18 protein-coding genes are annotated in these 17,795 nt (G+C 38.1%); 8 read left to right on the top strand and 10 right to left on the bottom strand.

Annotated elements, in window-relative coordinates; genetic code table 11:
- Window position 1 precedes the first annotated feature (1 nt).
- The 3 genes from AC1M9N_RS04505 to murG are packed head-to-tail and all read right to left on the bottom strand — an operon-like array spanning window position 2 to window position 3,548.
- The gene (locus AC1M9N_RS04505) at window positions 2–931 is read right to left on the bottom strand and encodes a D-alanine--D-alanine ligase (protein WP_481954329.1); all 930 of its coding nucleotides are present in this window, start codon (window positions 929–931) and stop codon (window positions 2–4) included.
- 55 nt (window positions 932–986) lie between these two features.
- Window positions 987–2,435, bottom strand: a complete 1,449-nt coding sequence (gene murC / locus AC1M9N_RS04510) for a UDP-N-acetylmuramate--L-alanine ligase (RefSeq protein ID WP_180028490.1) — start codon at window positions 2,433–2,435, stop codon at window positions 987–989.
- 15 nt (window positions 2,436–2,450) lie between these two features.
- Complete coding sequence (gene murG, locus AC1M9N_RS04515) at window positions 2,451–3,548, bottom strand: undecaprenyldiphospho-muramoylpentapeptide beta-N-acetylglucosaminyltransferase (RefSeq protein ID WP_481954330.1); 1,098 nt, start codon at window positions 3,546–3,548, stop codon at window positions 2,451–2,453.
- Window positions 3,549–3,941: 393 nt separating this feature from the next.
- Here murG and AC1M9N_RS04520 point away from each other — a divergent pair, with 393 nt between their 5' ends.
- Window positions 3,942–5,159: an MFS transporter gene (locus AC1M9N_RS04520; protein WP_481591842.1), complete on the top strand. Its 1,218-nt coding sequence runs from the start codon at window positions 3,942–3,944 to the stop codon at window positions 5,157–5,159.
- Window positions 5,160–5,178: 19 nt separating this feature from the next.
- Here the strand turns inward: AC1M9N_RS04520 and gshB are convergent, their stop codons facing one another.
- The 3 genes from gshB to AC1M9N_RS04535 form a co-directional block, all read right to left on the bottom strand.
- The gene (gshB, locus tag AC1M9N_RS04525) at window positions 5,179–6,117 is read right to left on the bottom strand and encodes a glutathione synthase (protein ID WP_035270267.1); all 939 of its coding nucleotides are present in this window, start codon (window positions 6,115–6,117) and stop codon (window positions 5,179–5,181) included.
- 132 nt (window positions 6,118–6,249) lie between these two features.
- The gene (locus AC1M9N_RS04530; protein WP_035270265.1) at window positions 6,250–7,143 is read right to left on the bottom strand and encodes a LysO family transporter; all 894 of its coding nucleotides are present in this window, start codon (window positions 7,141–7,143) and stop codon (window positions 6,250–6,252) included.
- Window positions 7,140–7,973, bottom strand: a complete 834-nt coding sequence (locus AC1M9N_RS04535) for a 2OG-Fe dioxygenase family protein (RefSeq protein ID WP_081403308.1) — start codon at window positions 7,971–7,973, stop codon at window positions 7,140–7,142. The genes AC1M9N_RS04530 and AC1M9N_RS04535 overlap by 4 nt, the downstream gene beginning before the upstream one ends.
- Window positions 7,974–8,191: 218 nt before the next feature.
- Here AC1M9N_RS04535 and AC1M9N_RS04540 point away from each other — a divergent pair, with 218 nt between their 5' ends.
- The 4 genes from AC1M9N_RS04540 (at window position 8,192) to AC1M9N_RS04555 (ending at window position 11,385) form a co-directional block, all read left to right on the top strand.
- Window positions 8,192–8,749: a hypothetical protein gene (locus AC1M9N_RS04540; RefSeq protein ID WP_481588798.1), complete on the top strand. Its 558-nt coding sequence runs from the start codon at window positions 8,192–8,194 to the stop codon at window positions 8,747–8,749.
- Window positions 8,750–8,813: 64 nt separating this feature from the next.
- Window positions 8,814–9,752, top strand: a complete 939-nt coding sequence (locus AC1M9N_RS04545) for a hypothetical protein (RefSeq protein WP_481609726.1) — start codon at window positions 8,814–8,816, stop codon at window positions 9,750–9,752.
- A gap of 250 nt (window positions 9,753–10,002) precedes the next feature.
- A complete protein-coding gene (locus AC1M9N_RS04550) occupies window positions 10,003–10,614 on the top strand; it encodes an NAD(P)-dependent oxidoreductase (RefSeq protein WP_092766521.1) in 612 nt (203 codons plus the stop codon).
- A gap of 147 nt (window positions 10,615–10,761) precedes the next feature.
- A complete protein-coding gene (locus tag AC1M9N_RS04555) occupies window positions 10,762–11,385 on the top strand; it encodes a LysE family translocator (RefSeq protein ID WP_481608666.1) in 624 nt (207 codons plus the stop codon).
- 350 nt (window positions 11,386–11,735) lie between these two features.
- Here the strand turns inward: AC1M9N_RS04555 and AC1M9N_RS04560 are convergent, their stop codons facing one another.
- The 4 genes from AC1M9N_RS04560 to arsC form a co-directional block, all read right to left on the bottom strand.
- The gene (locus tag AC1M9N_RS04560; protein WP_481954331.1) at window positions 11,736–12,650 is read right to left on the bottom strand and encodes a copper resistance protein B; all 915 of its coding nucleotides are present in this window, start codon (window positions 12,648–12,650) and stop codon (window positions 11,736–11,738) included.
- Window positions 12,637–14,379, bottom strand: coding sequence for a multicopper oxidase domain-containing protein (locus AC1M9N_RS04565; protein WP_481608668.1), 1,743 nt, complete (start codon window positions 14,377–14,379; stop codon window positions 12,637–12,639). The genes AC1M9N_RS04560 and AC1M9N_RS04565 overlap by 14 nt, the downstream gene beginning before the upstream one ends.
- A gap of 47 nt (window positions 14,380–14,426) precedes the next feature.
- The gene (locus AC1M9N_RS04570) at window positions 14,427–14,774 is read right to left on the bottom strand and encodes a hypothetical protein (RefSeq protein WP_081401042.1); all 348 of its coding nucleotides are present in this window, start codon (window positions 14,772–14,774) and stop codon (window positions 14,427–14,429) included.
- A 268-nt stretch (window positions 14,775–15,042) separates the two neighbouring features.
- The gene (gene arsC, locus AC1M9N_RS04575; protein WP_481609722.1) at window positions 15,043–15,471 is read right to left on the bottom strand and encodes an arsenate reductase (glutaredoxin); all 429 of its coding nucleotides are present in this window, start codon (window positions 15,469–15,471) and stop codon (window positions 15,043–15,045) included.
- A gap of 82 nt (window positions 15,472–15,553) precedes the next feature.
- On the opposite strand from arsC, the gene AC1M9N_RS04580 reads away from it, so the two are divergent.
- The 3 genes from AC1M9N_RS04580 to arsH are packed head-to-tail and all read left to right on the top strand — an operon-like array spanning window position 15,554 to window position 17,623.
- Window positions 15,554–15,868 (top strand): ArsR/SmtB family transcription factor, encoded by a 315-nt coding sequence (locus tag AC1M9N_RS04580; protein ID WP_035264683.1) that lies wholly within the window; start codon window positions 15,554–15,556, stop codon window positions 15,866–15,868.
- A gap of 4 nt (window positions 15,869–15,872) precedes the next feature.
- The gene (gene arsB, locus AC1M9N_RS04585; protein ID WP_481609721.1) at window positions 15,873–16,913 is read left to right on the top strand and encodes an ACR3 family arsenite efflux transporter; all 1,041 of its coding nucleotides are present in this window, start codon (window positions 15,873–15,875) and stop codon (window positions 16,911–16,913) included.
- A gap of 5 nt (window positions 16,914–16,918) precedes the next feature.
- Window positions 16,919–17,623 carry an arsenical resistance protein ArsH gene (arsH, locus tag AC1M9N_RS04590; protein ID WP_481586963.1) on the top strand — a complete coding sequence of 235 codons (705 nt, stop codon included), beginning with the start codon at window positions 16,919–16,921 and terminating at the stop codon, window positions 17,621–17,623.
- Window positions 17,624–17,795: the final 172 nt, after the last annotated feature.

The following is a 17,795-nucleotide window of genomic DNA, read 5'->3' on the forward strand; positions in this document are numbered from 1 at the left end:
CTTAGTGTGATTCTTTCGCTAAGGTTTGCTCTAAAATAGCCAAACACAAATCTTCAAAACTATAACCTACTGCTTGAGCTGCTTTTGGTACCAATGAATGACTGGTCATGCCTGGAACAGTATTCACTTCTAGCAGCCAAAATTGACCTTGCTCGTCCTGCATAGCATCAATTCTACCCCAACCACTTGCCCCAACAGCTTGAAACGCTCGTAAGCAAAGCGCTTGTAAACTTTTTTCTTCAGCTTCACTCAAACCACAAGGGATACCATATTCAACATCATTACGTTGGTATTTAGCTTCATAATCATAAAAGGCTACATCAGCTGGAGGTTGTAAACGGATGACTGGTAATGGTTGTCCGTTTAAAAATGAAATCGTAAATTCACGACCTGTAATCCACTTCTCAGCCATGACCACGGCATCATGTTGAGTCGCTTTTTTAATTGCTTCAGCTAAATCCTCTGCTTTCTCAACCTTACTCATGCCCACACTCGAGCCTTCGTGCACGGGTTTGATAATCAGTGGTAATCCAAGCTCTGCAACGAGTACTTGTGCATCAGTATCTTTAGAAACAATGCGGTATGGCGCTGTAGGAAGTTCAGAACCTTGCCAAATTTGCTTGGTCTTTACTTTATCCATTCCGATAGCCGACCCCTGCACACCAGTTCCAGTATATGGAATATTTAACCACTCTAATGCGCCTTGGATTTGACCATCTTCTCCACCACGACCATGTAACACAATAAATGCACGATCGTAATTTACCAGTTCAGTCACACTGCGTTCTTGAGGGTCAAAACCCTCTGCATTCACCCCTGAACGTACCAATGCTTCAAGTACAGCCTTACCACTATCTAATGACACCTCACGCTCTGCAGATTTACCACCAAGCAATACAGCAACTTTGCCGAATTTAGAAGCATTTGACACGTTTAGTTCCTTAAACTTATAAAATTTTCAATTTAGCCAAATCATCAAACGACGATTATTTTAAATAGAGCTGGTTCTGAGCAAGCTCAATTGAAATTGCTCCAACGTTACCCGCACCTTGAGTCAATAACAAGTCATTTGCTTGTAACACTTTTTGTATCACATTTGGCAAATTCCCTTCTACTGGATCAATCAAGATTGGTTCAACATCACCACGCAATCGGATACTTCTTGCCAATGAGCGACTATCTGCACCAACAATCGGCTTTTCACCTGCAGAATATACTTCTAATAGCAGTAATTGATCGACTTGTGACAAGACATCAACGAAATCATCAAAACAATCACGTGTACGGCTAAAACGGTGAGGTTGGAACATCATCACAAGTCTACGATCAGGATGACTTGCACGCGCAGCTTTAATCGTTGCTTCAACTTCTTTTGGATGGTGACCATAATCATCAACCAGTTTGACCGTTCCATCACCTAACTCAAATTCACCTTGAATTTGGAAACGACGCCCTACACCACTAAAACTTTCTAAAGCACGAGCGATTGCAGCATCAGATACACCTTCATCAGTTGCCACACCAATCGCAGCTAACGCATTAAGGATGTTATGCAAACCAGGCATATTAATGGTTAACTTGAGTGGCTCTTTGTTTTTGCGAAGCACAGTAAAATGTGATTGCATCCCTTCTTGTACCACATCTACAGCACGAATATCGTTATCTTCGTTAAAACCATAAGTTAAAACAGGTCGACCAATACGTGGCATGATTTCACGAATATTTTGATCATCGCCACACACCACGGCTAAACCGTAGAACGGAAGTTTCTGCAAGAATTGAACAAAAGTATCTTTCAACACATCGAAGCTACCACCATAAGTATCCATATGATCAGCATCAATGTTGGTAACAATAGCGGCCATTGGTTCTAAATATAGGAATGAAGCATCAGATTCATCTGCTTCAGCTACAATATAACGACTCGCACCTAAAGCAGCATTTACTCCAGAGCGATTAAGCAAACCACCAATCACGTATGTCGGATCCATGTTTTCTTCAGCAAGCATACAGGTCACCAAACTTGTTGTTGTGGTTTTACCATGTGTACCTGCAACCGCAATACCATGACGGTAACGCATCAACTCGCCCAACATTTCCGCACGACGAACTACAGGGATGCGTGTTTCAATCGCTGCTTTAATTTCTGGGTTTTCTTGGTCAATCGCAGTCGATACAACCAATACATTCGCACCGTTAATATTATCAGCAGCGTGTCCGATATGAACTTTAATGCCATTTTCTTCAAGCTGTGCAGTGGTTTTAGAGGCTTTAATATCCGACCCTGAAACTTTATAGCCTTGGTTTTTTAAGACTTCCGCAATCCCGCACATTCCTGCACCACCAATACCCACAAAATGGATATGCTTGATACGGCGCATTTCAGGAATTTTAATCAGGTTTTTTGCTTTATCAGCTGGGTTCGTTGAAGACATAATTTTCTCTAAAACTTACAAATCTTGAATTAAACCAACCACACGCTGAGTTGCATCTGGTTGAGCTTGTTGACGTGCTTTAACAGCCATTTCCGTCAACAATGTACGGTTCATGAGTGGCAATAAAACTGCTTTTAATGAATCAGGAGTGAGTGTCGCTTGTGGACAAATTTTTGCAGCATTAATATCTGCTAGGAATTTGGCATTCGCTGTTTGGTGGTCATCTACTGCACTTGGCAAAGGTACAAATAAGGCTGCAACACCCGCAGTAGCAATCTCAGTGACCGTCAGTGCACCAGCACGACAGATTACAAGATCGGCATTGGCATAGGCTTCCGCCATATTTTCAATAAACGGTTGAACTTCTACCTGTAAATGATCAGGAGCATCGGCATAACGTGCCCGCGTGCTATCAGCATGATTTTGACCACACTGATGATAAACACTTAAAGGAACATCTAATTGTTTCAGTGCTTCGGGTACGCGCTCATTCAATGCTTGTGCGCCCAAAGAGCCGCCTACAATTAAAATACGAATAGGTTGATTGGCTTTTTCTCGCTCTTGATATCGCCAAGCAGGACTCAATATCGCAGAAATTTCCTTACGTACGGGATTACCTGTAGTCACGATTTTATGATTTTCTGGAAATGTTTTCGGGAATGCCTGACAGACCGTTTTAGCAACACGAGCCAATTGGGTATTGGTGAAACCCGCTACTGCATTTTGCTCATGAATGATGACAGGAATACCAAGAATACGCGCAGCCAAACCACCAGGACCCGCAACATAACCGCCAAAACCAGCGACTGCATCAACGTTTAATCGTTTCATATAGCGCATTGCGCTAAGCGTTGCTTTTAAAATTTTAAAAGGGGCTTGCAGCTTACGGACGATTCCATTGCCACGCACACCCTGAATATCAATTTGATAAATTGGAATGTGGTGATTTTTAAGCAAGCGGTTTTCCATACCTGAAGGCGTTGCCAACCATGACACTTCGACACCTTGCTGTTGTAATTCCTGAGCAACTGCTAGGGCAGGAAATACATGTCCACCTGTACCTGCAGCCATCATCATGACATGTTTAGGTTGTTTATGCTGAGCTTGTGTCACGGTCTAATTCTTCAAATCTAAGAGCTAACAGAAAATTTTATATAAGGTATCAATTGTAATCACAATCGTATATCCATGAAAGTTTATTTACTTTTTTTCACGGACGCTTTAATTGTTTTTTTCATATGATTTCAGAGTTTAAACTAGATTTATTATGAGGTGTGCCTTTTTTATGTATTTTACCATTCGATCTAGTTTATAACGCACCAAAATAATGATTAATGTGCACATTAAAAACCACCACAGTATTGGCTCTATTGTTCCTTCGTATCTGCGCTACCACCATATTGGATATAAACTTATGTCTAAATGGTATGAGGCAATAGTTCTATTTATGATATTGCTATATCTCATTGAGATTCAGCTCGCGAATAAAAGGATTTTTAAACGCAAATGTCAAAAATATCATCTTATGACATTTGGATTATTTTGGCAGGCTACCTTGCTGCAATTCATGTCGGTAAACTTTCTGCTGTTATTCCAATTCTTCAAAAAGATTTAAATCTAAGTTTCACCCAAGCAGGCCTATCCTTATCACTGGTTCAAGGTGCTGGAATGCTATTTGCCCTGTGTATTGGTGCTGTATCTGAGAAAATAGGACTCAAAAAATGTCTTATTTTTGCACTCATTCTATTGGGGATGAGTAGTTTTGCAGGCTTATGGATTGATCATAGTATTAGCCTTTATTTTTTTCGATTTATGGAAGGCATTGGATTTCTCACCATTAGTCTTTGCGCTCCCGCAATTTTAAAACGCCTAAGCACGCCTGAAACCATGAATTTTAAAATGGGGTTATGGAGTTCTTATATGGGAGTTGGGGTTAGTCTTGCTATTTTGACCATCCCTGTATTACTCGAATGGCTCAGTTGGCAACACATTTGGGCATTATTTGGTGCCTTTTGTTGGCTGGTTGCCTTGATGATTTACCATTTTTTACGTTATGACGATAAGCAAACCACTGTAACGACAAGGGCACTGAGCACATCAACCTCCAACTCTTTTTTATCTATTGTTAAAGTCACCGTGACCCATCCACCCATTCTCTGTCTAGCCGTTATCTTTGCTTGCTATACCAGTCAATGGATCACACTCACAGGTTTTTTACCCAGTCTTTATGTCTCATTCAATATGGATTTAAAGCTTGCAGGAATTTTGGTGTCAATGGTTGTATTATCTAACTTAGGTGGAACCTTTGGCGCAGGCGTATTACTTCAAAAAGGCATAGCTCCTTTTAAATTACTTCAATTTAGTTTTTTAAGTCTAATTTTATGTAGCTGGGTTGTATTTTCACAACCCTATTGGTTGATTTTTGAGTTGCAATATTTGTGCGCTATTTTGTTTTCTTTTATCGGTGGCATTATTCCGACGACCGTCTTTGCCAATACGCTTAGATACGCACCACAGGTCAACGCAGCAGCATCCAGTATGGGCTTAGTGCTGCAAATTTCTGCATGTGCGCAGTTCCTTGTTCCCCCAGCAACAGCAGCTCTCGTTTCGTCTTCTCACCAGTGGTCCAATGCCGCATGGGTTACCGTAAGTCTTTCCACCCTAGGACTATTGACCAGCTATTATTTATTTAAAATATATACGCAAAAAAAAGAGCCTATTTAGGCTCTTTTTTGCAGATCAGCTAACGTCCAGCTTCCAAAACATCAAATAATGTATCTGCGATAGAAGTACCAAATTGTGCGTCTATTTCACGTATACACGTTGGACTAGTCACATTAATTTCTGTTACATAGTTTCCAATGACATCAAGACCAACAAATACCAGCCCCTTCTCACGCAAGAATGGTCCAACTTTAGCAGCAATCACCTTATCATTTTCAGTCAACGGACGTGCTTCACCACGCCCACCAGCAGCAAGGTTACCTCGCGTTTCACCATTTTGTGGGATACGCGCTAAACAATATGGAATTGGCTCACCATTGACCATCAGAATACGCTTATCTCCATCCACAATTTCAGGAATATAACGTTGCGCCATAATCGGTTGCTGCCCCATTTGAGTCAACATTTCCAAAGTTGAACCGATATTTGCCCCTGCAGCAGTTAAACGGAAAATCCCCATACCGCCCATCCCATCTAGCGGTTTTACAATCACATCTTGATGTTCAGCAATAAACTCTCGGATTAAACTTTGCTGTGAAGTTACCAAAGTCGGAACCTGCAGTTCTGGAAATTGTGTAGCGAACAGCTTTTCGTTACAGTCTCGCAAACTTTGAGGTTTATTGATAATCCAGGAACCTTCACGTTCCGCTTGTTCCAGAATATAAGTTGTATAAACAAAGTTCATATCAAAAGGTGGATCTTTACGCATGAGTACAACATCGTATGCGGCTAAAGATTCTTTCTGTTTTTCACCAAGTTCATAGTAATGATTATAATCCTCAAACACTTTAAGTGGTGAGATCAAACCAAAAGCTTTGCCTTGATCGATATATAAATCTTCCTGAAGTGCATACCCTAACTCATGACCGCGACGTGCAGCAGCCCAAAGCATTGCCATGGTCGAATCTTTTTTGAGGTTTACATTTTCGATGGGATCCATCACCACAAGTACGCGCATGATCTGTTCTCTATTTTATCAATGAAGCGATTATAACGAAGTTTAGTGAACGATCTACTGATCTATCAAAGGATCAATTGTATAAATTCAGAGAAGCTCCTTCCTATTTCTGCTGAGCACTAGAATTTGGATTCATATCAAACTACTAAAAAAAATAATAAAAAACGGCGCAATGAGCGTCAGGAAAAATCCACTGAGAATTGCAATTTGTACATCTAATGGTGAACAATTGTTTTTTACAAAGGGTAAAGTCGAGTCCATCGCCGTGGCACCACATACACCAATGATTGGCTTTGGATAACGCTGACCTAATAAATACAACAATGCAATCGCATAAAACTCTCGTACAAGATCTGTGATCAAAGCAAAAGTTCCCTGCTCAGGTCCTAATACTTTAGCAACTAAAGGACCAGAAAGAGAGAACCAACCAAATCCACTCCCCATCACAACGAGTTCGACAAAAGATTGAGTCATGATATGACTCGTCAAATAAGCCGCAATAAATAGTGCAATGATTGAAAAAAATGGCACTTTAATATGATTCATAGTGAGGGCTTGAATTTTAATCGTAGACAAATCCACTCCGATTAAAAAAATCAACACATACAATAGTATCGCGCTTAACATTTCCCCTGATAAAGTCTTGGGTAATAGCCAATATAGCCCCATCCCGATCAACACCATTCCAATCGCAATCAAGCATTCGGTAATAGGTTTGAGCATATCCTTGAATGATTTTTGGTGCTCAGCCTTAAAGTGGCTACGATTAAATAAAAGTCCAAAGGTAATCACACTTAACACTGTAGAATAAATAAAAGCTTCAATTAATATTTTTGAACCAAGATCTTTATCAAACAAGACACTGCCAAATTGAAAGCCTATAGAGATGAGGAGCAACCACACCAAAAACGTAATTTGACCAACCAATATATTGCGAACTTGAACGTTTGCAGCTTTACCTATGCCCCAACCCAATATAAGAGAAATGAGAATAGGTAAAAGCGAAATTATTAAATTTTGAATCATATTTTTTGCTTTGTAAGAGAGAAATCAATCAAAATCATCCAGCGCTCACCAGCCTCAGCATTTGTGCCTTGATCTATTTTTCTAATAGGTGATACATAATGTGAAACTGCTGGATCGTGTACAGCAAAACTTTCAGAAGCTTGTCTCAACGTAAATTTTTGATAAATATTATAATTATTTACCTCATCTAAACGCTTATTTCTTTCCTGAGGTGATGCAATAAAGTTTTCACCTCCTTCAATGTTATTGCTCCTATAAAACAAATGAGCAAATGTGAATGGCTCACCATCCTGATGAAAACAATTAGGCGAACTAATTCCTAGCTGATCGGCATGAGTTGAACGCAGTTTGACAAAATGGACACCCACGTAAATTGGCAGATAGGCATTTTCCAAACCAAAAGTAAGTTGATAATCATCTACAATCAAATCATTAAGATATTGCGTAGATTTAGCTTCTTGGCTCAACGCGTTAAAATAACGAATCGACTGATGCTCGGGATTGTTCCCTCCCTGATCATATCCAGATAACTCCTGCCCTATATTATCACGCACTGTCGGCAACCAAATAGGCTTAAGATCTTTTTCCCAAGGTAAAATTAAGGCATTTCCGTATCTTCTAAACCTTTGAGTATGTGTAGGTGCAAAAGGATCTTTTTCAAGTTTTTCAAACTCTTTAGCTAGTAATAGTTTAGAAAAATGATCCACCTCTATAGATTTATAATGTAGATACCCTTTTGCTTTGAAGGTATTCTTCAAATCAATTTCTTGATGTTTTATAGCAGTCAAATTGCTATACGATTCAGTATTAGCGTCTAATTGATCAAGCACAATTAATCCTTAAGAATAACTAAATAAATATCATAGTTACGCTAAAATTATTACGTTTTTATTAAGGTTTACTCACAAAATAATATTACTATTTCAAATTAAATTATTAAGAAAAATTACAAAATTATTGTTACAACTTCAAATACGAATTACATCAAACGTTAACATCGTTGAATAAAACTAACAGGACTTAATATTCCAACAATAGGTACAAGTCCATGATTAAAATAATTTCTACACTATGTTTACTCACTATCAGTTCAGTTACTTTAGCAGCAGGCAATCCTACACGAGTCGGTGATGTACTCGGTCGAGACCTCAACGTTCCAATTGTTGGTGCATTAGGGCATACAGGTGTATATGTAAGTTCAAACAATATTGTTCAAGTCATGAACAAAACGGCATATGTAGATGTGATTGAATATGTCAGCTTAAGTGGATTTAAAACTACAAAATATTGGGGAGCAAAGGCCAAAACAAGTTTTGGATATAAATCTCCTTACTCATCTGCTGCTAATCAAATCACTGCGATTTCAAATCAGCAACGACCTCATGTCGCTTACACGCTGTATTCAGCAACACCAAACCCAGCTGTGCAAGTCTGTTCACAATATAACTCCAACGGTGCTTGTAGCAAATATACATGGCAAAAGGGAACGTTCCGATGTGACAGCTTTACGAAATGGCTCTACACTCAGACAGGTAATGGTAATCTAGGAGGAAGCACACCGCGTGGAACTTTCAACAGTAGCTTACTCACAATTACACGAGTGTAAATAAATCATTCCCATTATATTGCCTTCACATCTCTGATGTTGAAGGCAACGACAGCTTAATATTATGAATAAGAAAAATATTTTTTTGGTTATTTTGATCTTCGTGATCTGTGCAGTAATTTTATGGGTGTATTTGAAATCGACAGCAGATACGACTCAAAGTATATCAAATCAAAACAATAATACTTCAACGCTAAAAAGCAATGAAGATCGTGCGACTAGTTTGTCTGAAAATAGTGCAGATATGGAACTCAACACTAGCAACCTACCCGTATGGGCAAAAAAGTTACTTCAACTGGATCAATCTACTGCGAATCGAGATGAAAAAATACATGATTTAATTCAGCTCCTTGAACAAAACCAGCATGATGAAAATGCAATAGAAGAAATCCTGACTCAACTTACTTCTCTCAATCCTTTAGAAGCAACTGAACAAATTTTGCCATTTCTCACACATCAAAATCCTAAAATTCAAAGCTTAGCGATAGGCGCACTGAATAATGCGATGTTGCTGACTGATCGAGAACATGAACTCAAAAAATCCCTACCTGAAAATGATTTGATTCGACAGAAAATTAGTCACGCTTTAGAGCAACGTTTTCAGGATCCAACTTTAGATCCAAAGGTTAAACAAGTTCTTATTTCTAGCCTACCGCATACCGCATCTGTCCAAACTCAGCACAATCTTGCACAAGAACTTCTTCAACAAAATTCTATCTCACCAAACGAAGCACAATTTCTTTCTCAATATCTGCTAAATGGTCAGGGAAATAACACAACTTTAGAACAACTTGCGCATAAAAATCCGAAGATGATTGAAGACATTATTGCGAATTTAAATAATCAAATTGTCGACCAACCAGCTATTGTTGAAGTTCTGAATAATGATCAAAAAAAGCAACTACATAATTTTATCTTACAGCATCCACCAAGCTCGAAAGATGAAAGTTATGGATATAAAAATGATATATGGCGATTTTCTTTAAACCAACTTCAACAATAAATAAAAGTTAGACTGGTTTTATATGAATATTTTTCAAGCTTATAATTACATAAAATTTACATTTAAAATAATTAAATAACTTCTCACTCCTATTTTAACTATAAATCAACATAGATTTAATACATTAATCTTTTTTATTTTAAGCTAAATTAATATTACATTTTAATCATTCATGATTTCATTTTTTTAATCGTGATGACTAAATATTTAGCACTCCAATAATCATAGTTATAAATTTAATGAGGGCATTATGAAAATAGTTTTAATTGGTGCAACAGGCATGGCAGGTTCTCGTATTCTTGAAGAGCTTGTTTCACGTGGACACTACGTCAAAGCGATTGCGCGTAATACAAGCAAAGTTTCAGATACAGAGCGTGTGTTAACTGTAGATTTAGATTTAAATGATCAAGAAGCACTTGTAAATGAGCTGAAAGGTCAAGATGCTGTAATTAGTGCAGTACGTTTCCAAGGTCTTGATATCAATTCACTTCTTAATGCTATTCGTGAATCAAAAGTTAAACGTTATATTGTTGTTGGTGGCGCTGGCGGTTTAACTGTACCAAATCAAAATGTGCGTGTAATCGATACAGAAGACTTCCCTGATGCATATAAAGCTGAGGCGGAAGCAGGCATTCAGTTCTTTGATAAGTTAAAACAAGTGGACGACATTGACTGGACCTTTATTGCTCCTGCAGCGGAATTCGGTCCTGGTAAGCGAACTGGTGAATATCGCTCTGGTAAAGATGAACTTATCGTTGGTGAAGAAGGCAGTAAAATCTCTGCAGAAGATTTCGCAGTAGCGCTCAGTGATGAGCTTGAAAATAATAACCATATTCAAGAGCGCTTTAGCGTAGGTTATTAATATTCAATGATATTATTAAAAAAGGAAGCTTAGGCTTCCTTTTTTATTATTTATTTCGCTCTATGAGATATTTTAAATAAATGAGATGAATGAAATCTAAAGAGGTTATAATATTTATATAAATAAAATTTAAAAAGTAGTATTTTCATGAATTATCTTGAGTATTTTTTATATATTTTCACTGTCATTATTATGATTGCCACTCCAGGCCCTGTTATGATTTTGGTGGCCAGTGCAGGTGCAAAAGGTGGTTATCGAAAAGCATTACAGACTATTTTAGGTACTAATGTTGCCTCACTATGTTTAATTACCCTTTCAATTCTTGCACTTAAGGGTGTTCTGCATTTTAATGAGCATATTTTCAATGTCATCAAAGTCCTAGGATGTCTTTACATTGGCTATTTAGGTTTTGAAATTCTTAGAGAAACTTTTCAGCACAATCAAACTGCCTCTTCAAAGATCAAGCCGATCGATAGTGGTTTTTCCAAAGGTTTTTTAGTTGGTATTTCCAATCCAAAAGATATTATTTTCTTCACTGCTTTTTTTCCGCAGTTTATTCAAATTACACCAAATATAGATTTAAGTTTGACGCTGTTAATCATCACATGGATTCTTCTAGATTTTGTCGTACTATCTTTGGTCTATTTAGGTTTTAACGCTATTTCTCAACAACGTATTTATTCAAAAATCTTAGCCTTGTGTGGCGCGATCCTCATGACCATCGCTGGGTATGGGATATTCAGCACAGCGCTCTTTTATGAGTCTCTTTAACTTATTTAAACTACAATTTATTCCCGGGGTTTCTAATGATGCAACCCGCCATTATCGTCTTTTATTCAGAAGATAAAAATCATTGATTAGATGATTCTTGCCTGCGATCAGGTTATACATTTGATATACCCCACCGTAGCAAAATCGTCCTTGAGTGATGAGGTAACAAGAACTGAATGAAAAGTTGGGCATAACGTAAAAATGTAATTTGTGTGATGCAGATAAGAATTTCGCATAAGCTCTATTATGTTAAATGGGAGGGAGGGAGCAAAATAAGTTAACATTTTGCTTCCGACCACATTAAGCTAGAGTTTTATTTAAATAAAGCTATTTAGTAATCATTAAATTAATTAAAATCTAAATCTAACACCAGCTCCATATAACCAACCTTTCTCAGAGTTTGATTCTATTTGCCACGACGTTTCATCATTACCTTTTGAATACTCATAGGCAATGTCGATATACGGCATGATCTTTTTACTGATTTCATAGCGAGTTTCAAGCCCTGCGGTTGCACTGCTTAAACCAGTTTTTTTCGCATATTTAGAGTCATCACTAAAGATCGCATCCAACTCTAAATAAGTTTGAATAATCAACTTTTGGGTAATCAGAAAATCACGTTCCGTTTCTAGACTAAAGCCCGCATAACTGTCTTCTCCTGCATAGAGATAAGCATCAGTTTCAAAGAAATATGGTGCCATACCATGTAAGCCAATCACTGCATCAACATTTTCTTCGGTGTCTTTGCGATGATCATCGAGTTCAACTTTTTCACTGCGATAACGTGCACCAATCTGTGCATCCCAAAAGTCTGAAATCATACGGCTATATAAAAGTTTGGCATCATAATGTGCATCATGCGATTCTTCTTTATCGGCATGAACTTTAATAAAAACCTTATTTTCATCTGTGCCAATACTGGTTTCAAACTCTGACTTTAAACCGCCTGTGCCATCTTCATTGACAAACCACTTATTATCCACCGTCGTAATCGCATAAATTTGCGCACCGTGTTCTGAGCGATGATCATAATGCGAACTCTGCTGAGTATTCGCATCTGGTACATGATGTAAATGATTAACCGTAGATGTTGCCTGATGTTGTGCATGATTCATCTCAGACATGGCTTGATGATTCATTGATGGCATATTTTTCCCATTATTCTGAGTGGTTGAATGATGCCCTTCGTGCGCCACACTTAAGGTCGTTAAACTCAATACCGCAACAGAAAAAATCGCTTTCAATACAAAATTAGTGATGTGCATGTTCAGCTCCTTTTTGCTCAGTTACTTGGTGAGTTTGAGTCGAATTTGTACCTTGAATTGGCATTGTAGATACTTGTTCATCGCTAACATTCGCCACGATTAACTTGTTCATCATCCCCGCACTCATGTGATACAACAAATGACAATGGATTGCCCATTCACCCAATTCATCCGCAGTTAATAAAGCCGTAACTGTTTTACCCGGTGGTACGATCAATGTGTGTTTATTTGGCATATCTACCGACTCTTGACCATTCTCCAACTGCATAAACATACCGTGTAAATGCATCGGGTGTGCCATCATACTGTCATTAATAAATTTGATACGGATACGCTCGCCATATTTCACTTTTAAAGGCTCAGCATCACTAAATTTTTTACCGTTAATGGTCCAAATATAACGTTCCATAGTACCGCCCAAACGCACGACCAATTCACTGCTGGCTTCACGAGTATCTTTTTGCGGCTCTAACGATTTTAAATCGCTATATTGCAAGGCTTTGTTACCTGCAGGTGTAGAGGCATTTGCCCAACCATAAACCACTTGATCATTTTTTTGCGGTTTTACTGCGCTATGCTGTGAATGATCCGTGCCTTTCATATCGCCATGGTTCATTTTCGAATGATCCATTCCTGAATGATCACCACCACCATGTCCCATATCTTCCATAGTCAAAAGCGAGCGTGAACGTGGCTGAGGCATATGAATGCCGTGTGTTACAGGATTTAGTTCATTGTGTAGCGTACCAATCGCATAACCTGAACGGTCAATTGACTCAGCTTCAATTTGATAATGTCCACCTTTTGGCTCCACAATCACATCATAAGTTTCAGCCGTACCAATACGGAATTCATCTACAGAAATGGGTTTCACAGGCTGACCATCAGCACTAACCACAGTCATTTTCAAGTTAGGAATACGGACATCGTAGAAAGACATCGCAGATGCATTCACAAAACGTAGGCGAATTTTTTCATTCGGTTTAAACATTCCTGTCCAATTTTGTTCAGGTGTTTTGCCATTAATGAGGAAGGTATAACCTGTAACATCCGACATGTCGGTTTTTAGCATACGCATCTGATTCCACATGTTGCGGTCAGACCATGTCGCTTTTATACCATCACGTTTAACCTGCTTCCAAACATCACCCAAGGTTTCACGCTGATCTTGATAATATTCAGCTGAAATTTTAAGATCTTTCTGAATTTGATCACTGGTTTTTTCATGAAAATCTGACAACATCACCACATAGTCACGTTCAGCTTTTTCATGTGCTGCCAATGGTGTTTTACCTTTTGGATAAATCACAAAAGAACCATATAAGCCGTCTTGTTCCTGTCCTTTAGAATGAGCGTGATACCAATAAGTCCCGCTTTGGCGAATCTTGAATTTATAAACATACTCGCTTTGAGGCTTAATACCGTTAAAACCATTGAATCCTGGTACACCATCCATAATGCCCGGCAACAACAGTCCGTGCCAATGAATAGAAGAATCTTGGTTTTTTAAATTATTTTTCACGCGAATGATGGCTTCATCACCCTCTTCAAACTCAAGCAAAGGCGCAGGAAATTGACCATTTACGGTAATGCGCTTTACAGGCTTTCCAGTTGGGCTGACCACTGCTTCATCAATAACAAGCTGATATTCACGCACTTCGGCAAAAACCAAAGGCGACGATGCAAAACAAATACCTGCTAATAGGTACGAACTAATTTTATGAGACATAACTTAACCTTAATTTTTGAAAAATAAATAAATTTTAAAAAAATTGGTTAAGTTTTAGGAGGACGTGAAATTTCTTGCCAATACCCATTTAGATATTGGTTGAGGTAATAAAAATTAGGCTGATCTATAGAATAGAAGGTATCTAGGGGATCTAGCGAGCTTTGCAAAGAATGAAGACATGAGATCTGTGTCTGGCAGGATAAGCTAGAACATTCCTGACACTTTTTGTGATCTATATTCTGATTAATAGCTAAATGATTATGGCAATCGGTATTCGTTTGTACTTCGTGATTAATACCATGTTGAGTGACTTGCTGTGCTTGATCTAAACAATGATCTTGGCTCATTTCAGTTTGCATATTGATATGCATTATCTTTACTGATGCAACAGACACACTACTCCATCCTATGGCAAAAACCATAAGAAAACAAAACCAAAGTTTTTTGGAGAGATGAGTCAACACGAGTGCTATCTAGGAATAGAATTTAATCCAAAATATCTTAACGGAATTTCAACTATTTACAACTCAATATAATTTAGTAGTTTCTCTAAAATTAACATAATACACCTTATGCGAAATCAAAAATGGGAGTCTTAGGCTCCCATTTTTTACTATTTTTTTTAAAATTTCGTATAACGCCTATTATGTTAAATGGGGGGATTTATTTAATCCGCTTACCATCTTTATCTATGATGATTTGACCATCCTCTTTGATAAAAGCTCCTAATTGAGGCGCAGACAAAATATCTAAAACGAGTTCAGATGGTCTACATAGTTTTACACCTAATTCAGTCACTACAAATGGACGGTTAATTAAAATTGGATACTCAACCATAAAATTAATGAGCTGTTCATCTGTCCAGTGTGGCTGATCCAATTTATGAGTTTCAAAAGGTTCTACATTTTTACGAATAGCTTCATGTACAGAAAGACCTGATTTTTCAATTAAATTAATCAGTTCTCTCTTGCTCGGAGGGTTGAGAAGATACTCAATAATTTCAGGTTCCTCTCCGGTATTTCGAATGAGAGCCAGTGTATTTCTTGATGTTCCGCAAGCAGGGTTGTGATAGATCTTAACTTTTGATGACATTGGATTAACTCAAAGCTTAGTAATATTGCATTTATATATGGATATGCGTATATTCGCAATAGCATATATTGGAGTGTAGATGATGGATCAAGCAGATTTCTTTAAATGCCTATCTGACCCGACACGTCTAGATATTTTAAAAATTATTTTAGCAAGACAAAATGTATGTGTTTGTGAAATCACAGAGATATTACAACTGAGCCAACCCAAAATTTCTCGTCACTTGGCTTTACTCCGTAACCTCTCAATTTTGCTAGATGAGCGCAAGGGACAATGGGTGTATTACCGATTAAATCCTGATTTACCAGAATGGGTAAATGCAGTGCTCAATGTCTTAAATGATGAAGTACTGAATAAACCTGCAAGCAACTTATCTATCTCTATGCAATGCGAGTAATTCAATGTCCGGATCAAAGCTCTCATTCTTAGATCGAAATCTAACGCTATGGATTTTTATTGCCATGGCATTAGGAGTAGGTATTGGTGTATTTTTTCCTCAAGCATCTGTGGTACTCGATCAATTAAGCATTAATTCAGTGAATATCCCTATCGCAATAGGGCTTATTTTGATGATGTATCCACCACTTGCCAAAGTAGACTATGCGACTTTGCCTAAAGTCTTTGAGGACAAGCGAACCCTTACATTATCTCTCGTTCAAAACTGGCTAATAGCACCTTGCTTAATGTTTGGTTTGGCAATCATTTTTTTACATGCCTATCCTGAATACATGACTGGCCTAATTCTCATAGGCTTAGCCCGATGTATTGCGATGGTCCTCGTCTGGAACGATCTGGCATGTGGGGATAATCAATATGTCGCTGCCTTAGTCGCGTTTAACAGTATCTTCCAGATCTTATTCTTTAGTACTTATGCCTGGTTATTCTTAACCTTCTTACCACCATTCTTTGGAGTAGAAGCACAAATCATTAATGTGAGCTTTTGGACAATTACCTATGCTGTTCTTATTTATCTAGGTATTCCGTTCTTACTTGGATTTTTAACTCGGTTGATTTTAGTCAAACAGAAGGGGGTGGATTGGTATCAATCTAGATTTATCCCAAAGATTAGCCCAATCAGCCTTATTGCCCTTTTATTCACGATTATAGCCATGTTTAGCCTTAAAGGTGGTGAAGTGGTTAGCCTTCCTCTAGATGTACTTAGGATCGCTATTCCTTTGACAATTTACTTTGTTGCGATGTTCTTCATCAGCTTCTTTATGAGTAAGTGGATGGGTAACGATTATCCTAAAACAACTGCTATTTCCTTTACTGCGGCAGGCAACAATTTTGAATTAGCACTTGCTGTAGCGATTGCCACTTTTGGATTAGCTTCACCTGTGGCTTTCACAACCGTGATTGGACCGCTTGTTGAAGTGCCTGTATTGATTGCCTTAGTGACAGTTTCGCTATGGCTGAGAAAAAAAGTGTTTAAAGAGGCATGAGTCGAATGAACCTACCAAATATTGATCCTAGTCTTTTAGAAAAACCGACTTTAGAAAAAGTTCAGGCAAAGAACCTTAAACATCCACCAAGAATACTGCTTTTGTATGGCTCAAATCGTGACAGATCATATAGCCGTTTAGCTGTTCAGGAAGCTGGTCGAATCCTTGAATATTTTGGTGCGGAAGTGAAAATCTTCCATCCAAAAGGGCTACCCCTCCCTGAAGATGGTGATATGCAACATCCAAAGGTTAAGGAACTCCATGAACTCTTAGCATGGTCAGAAGGCATGGTGTGGTGCTCTCCTGAGCGTCATGGCTCAATGAGTTCGATATTGAAAGCTCAAATTGATTGGATTCCATTAGCAGCGGGTGCAATCCGTGCAACGCAAGGTAAAACCTTAGCTGTAATGCAAGTTTGTGGAGGTTCGCAATCCTTTAATGCTGTAAATCAATTACGTATTTTAGGGCGTTGGATGCGTATGATCACGATACCAAATCAGTCCTCAGTCCCTAAAGCATTTCTAGAGTTTGAAGAGGATGGTCGTATGAAGCCTTCTTCTTATTACATGAGGATTGTCGATGTGATGGAAGAACTTTATAAATTTACGCTTTTAACCAGGGGACAGTCCTCATATCTCACTGACCGTTACTCTGAACGTGTAGAAAGTGCAGAAGAGCTTTCAAAGCGTGTGAATCAAAAGAGTATCTAGATTTCCTAAAATTAACATAATACACCTTATGCGAAATGATTTTTTATTAAATACAAATCAATAACTTATATCAATATAAAAAACCCAGACCTATAGATCTGGGCTTTTTTATAGATTCTTCAAGTTCCACGCTTATTTATTAAGCAATGTTTCACATTAATATTAAGTAGAA

It is taken from the genome of Acinetobacter sp. ANC_7655 (assembly GCF_056784015.1).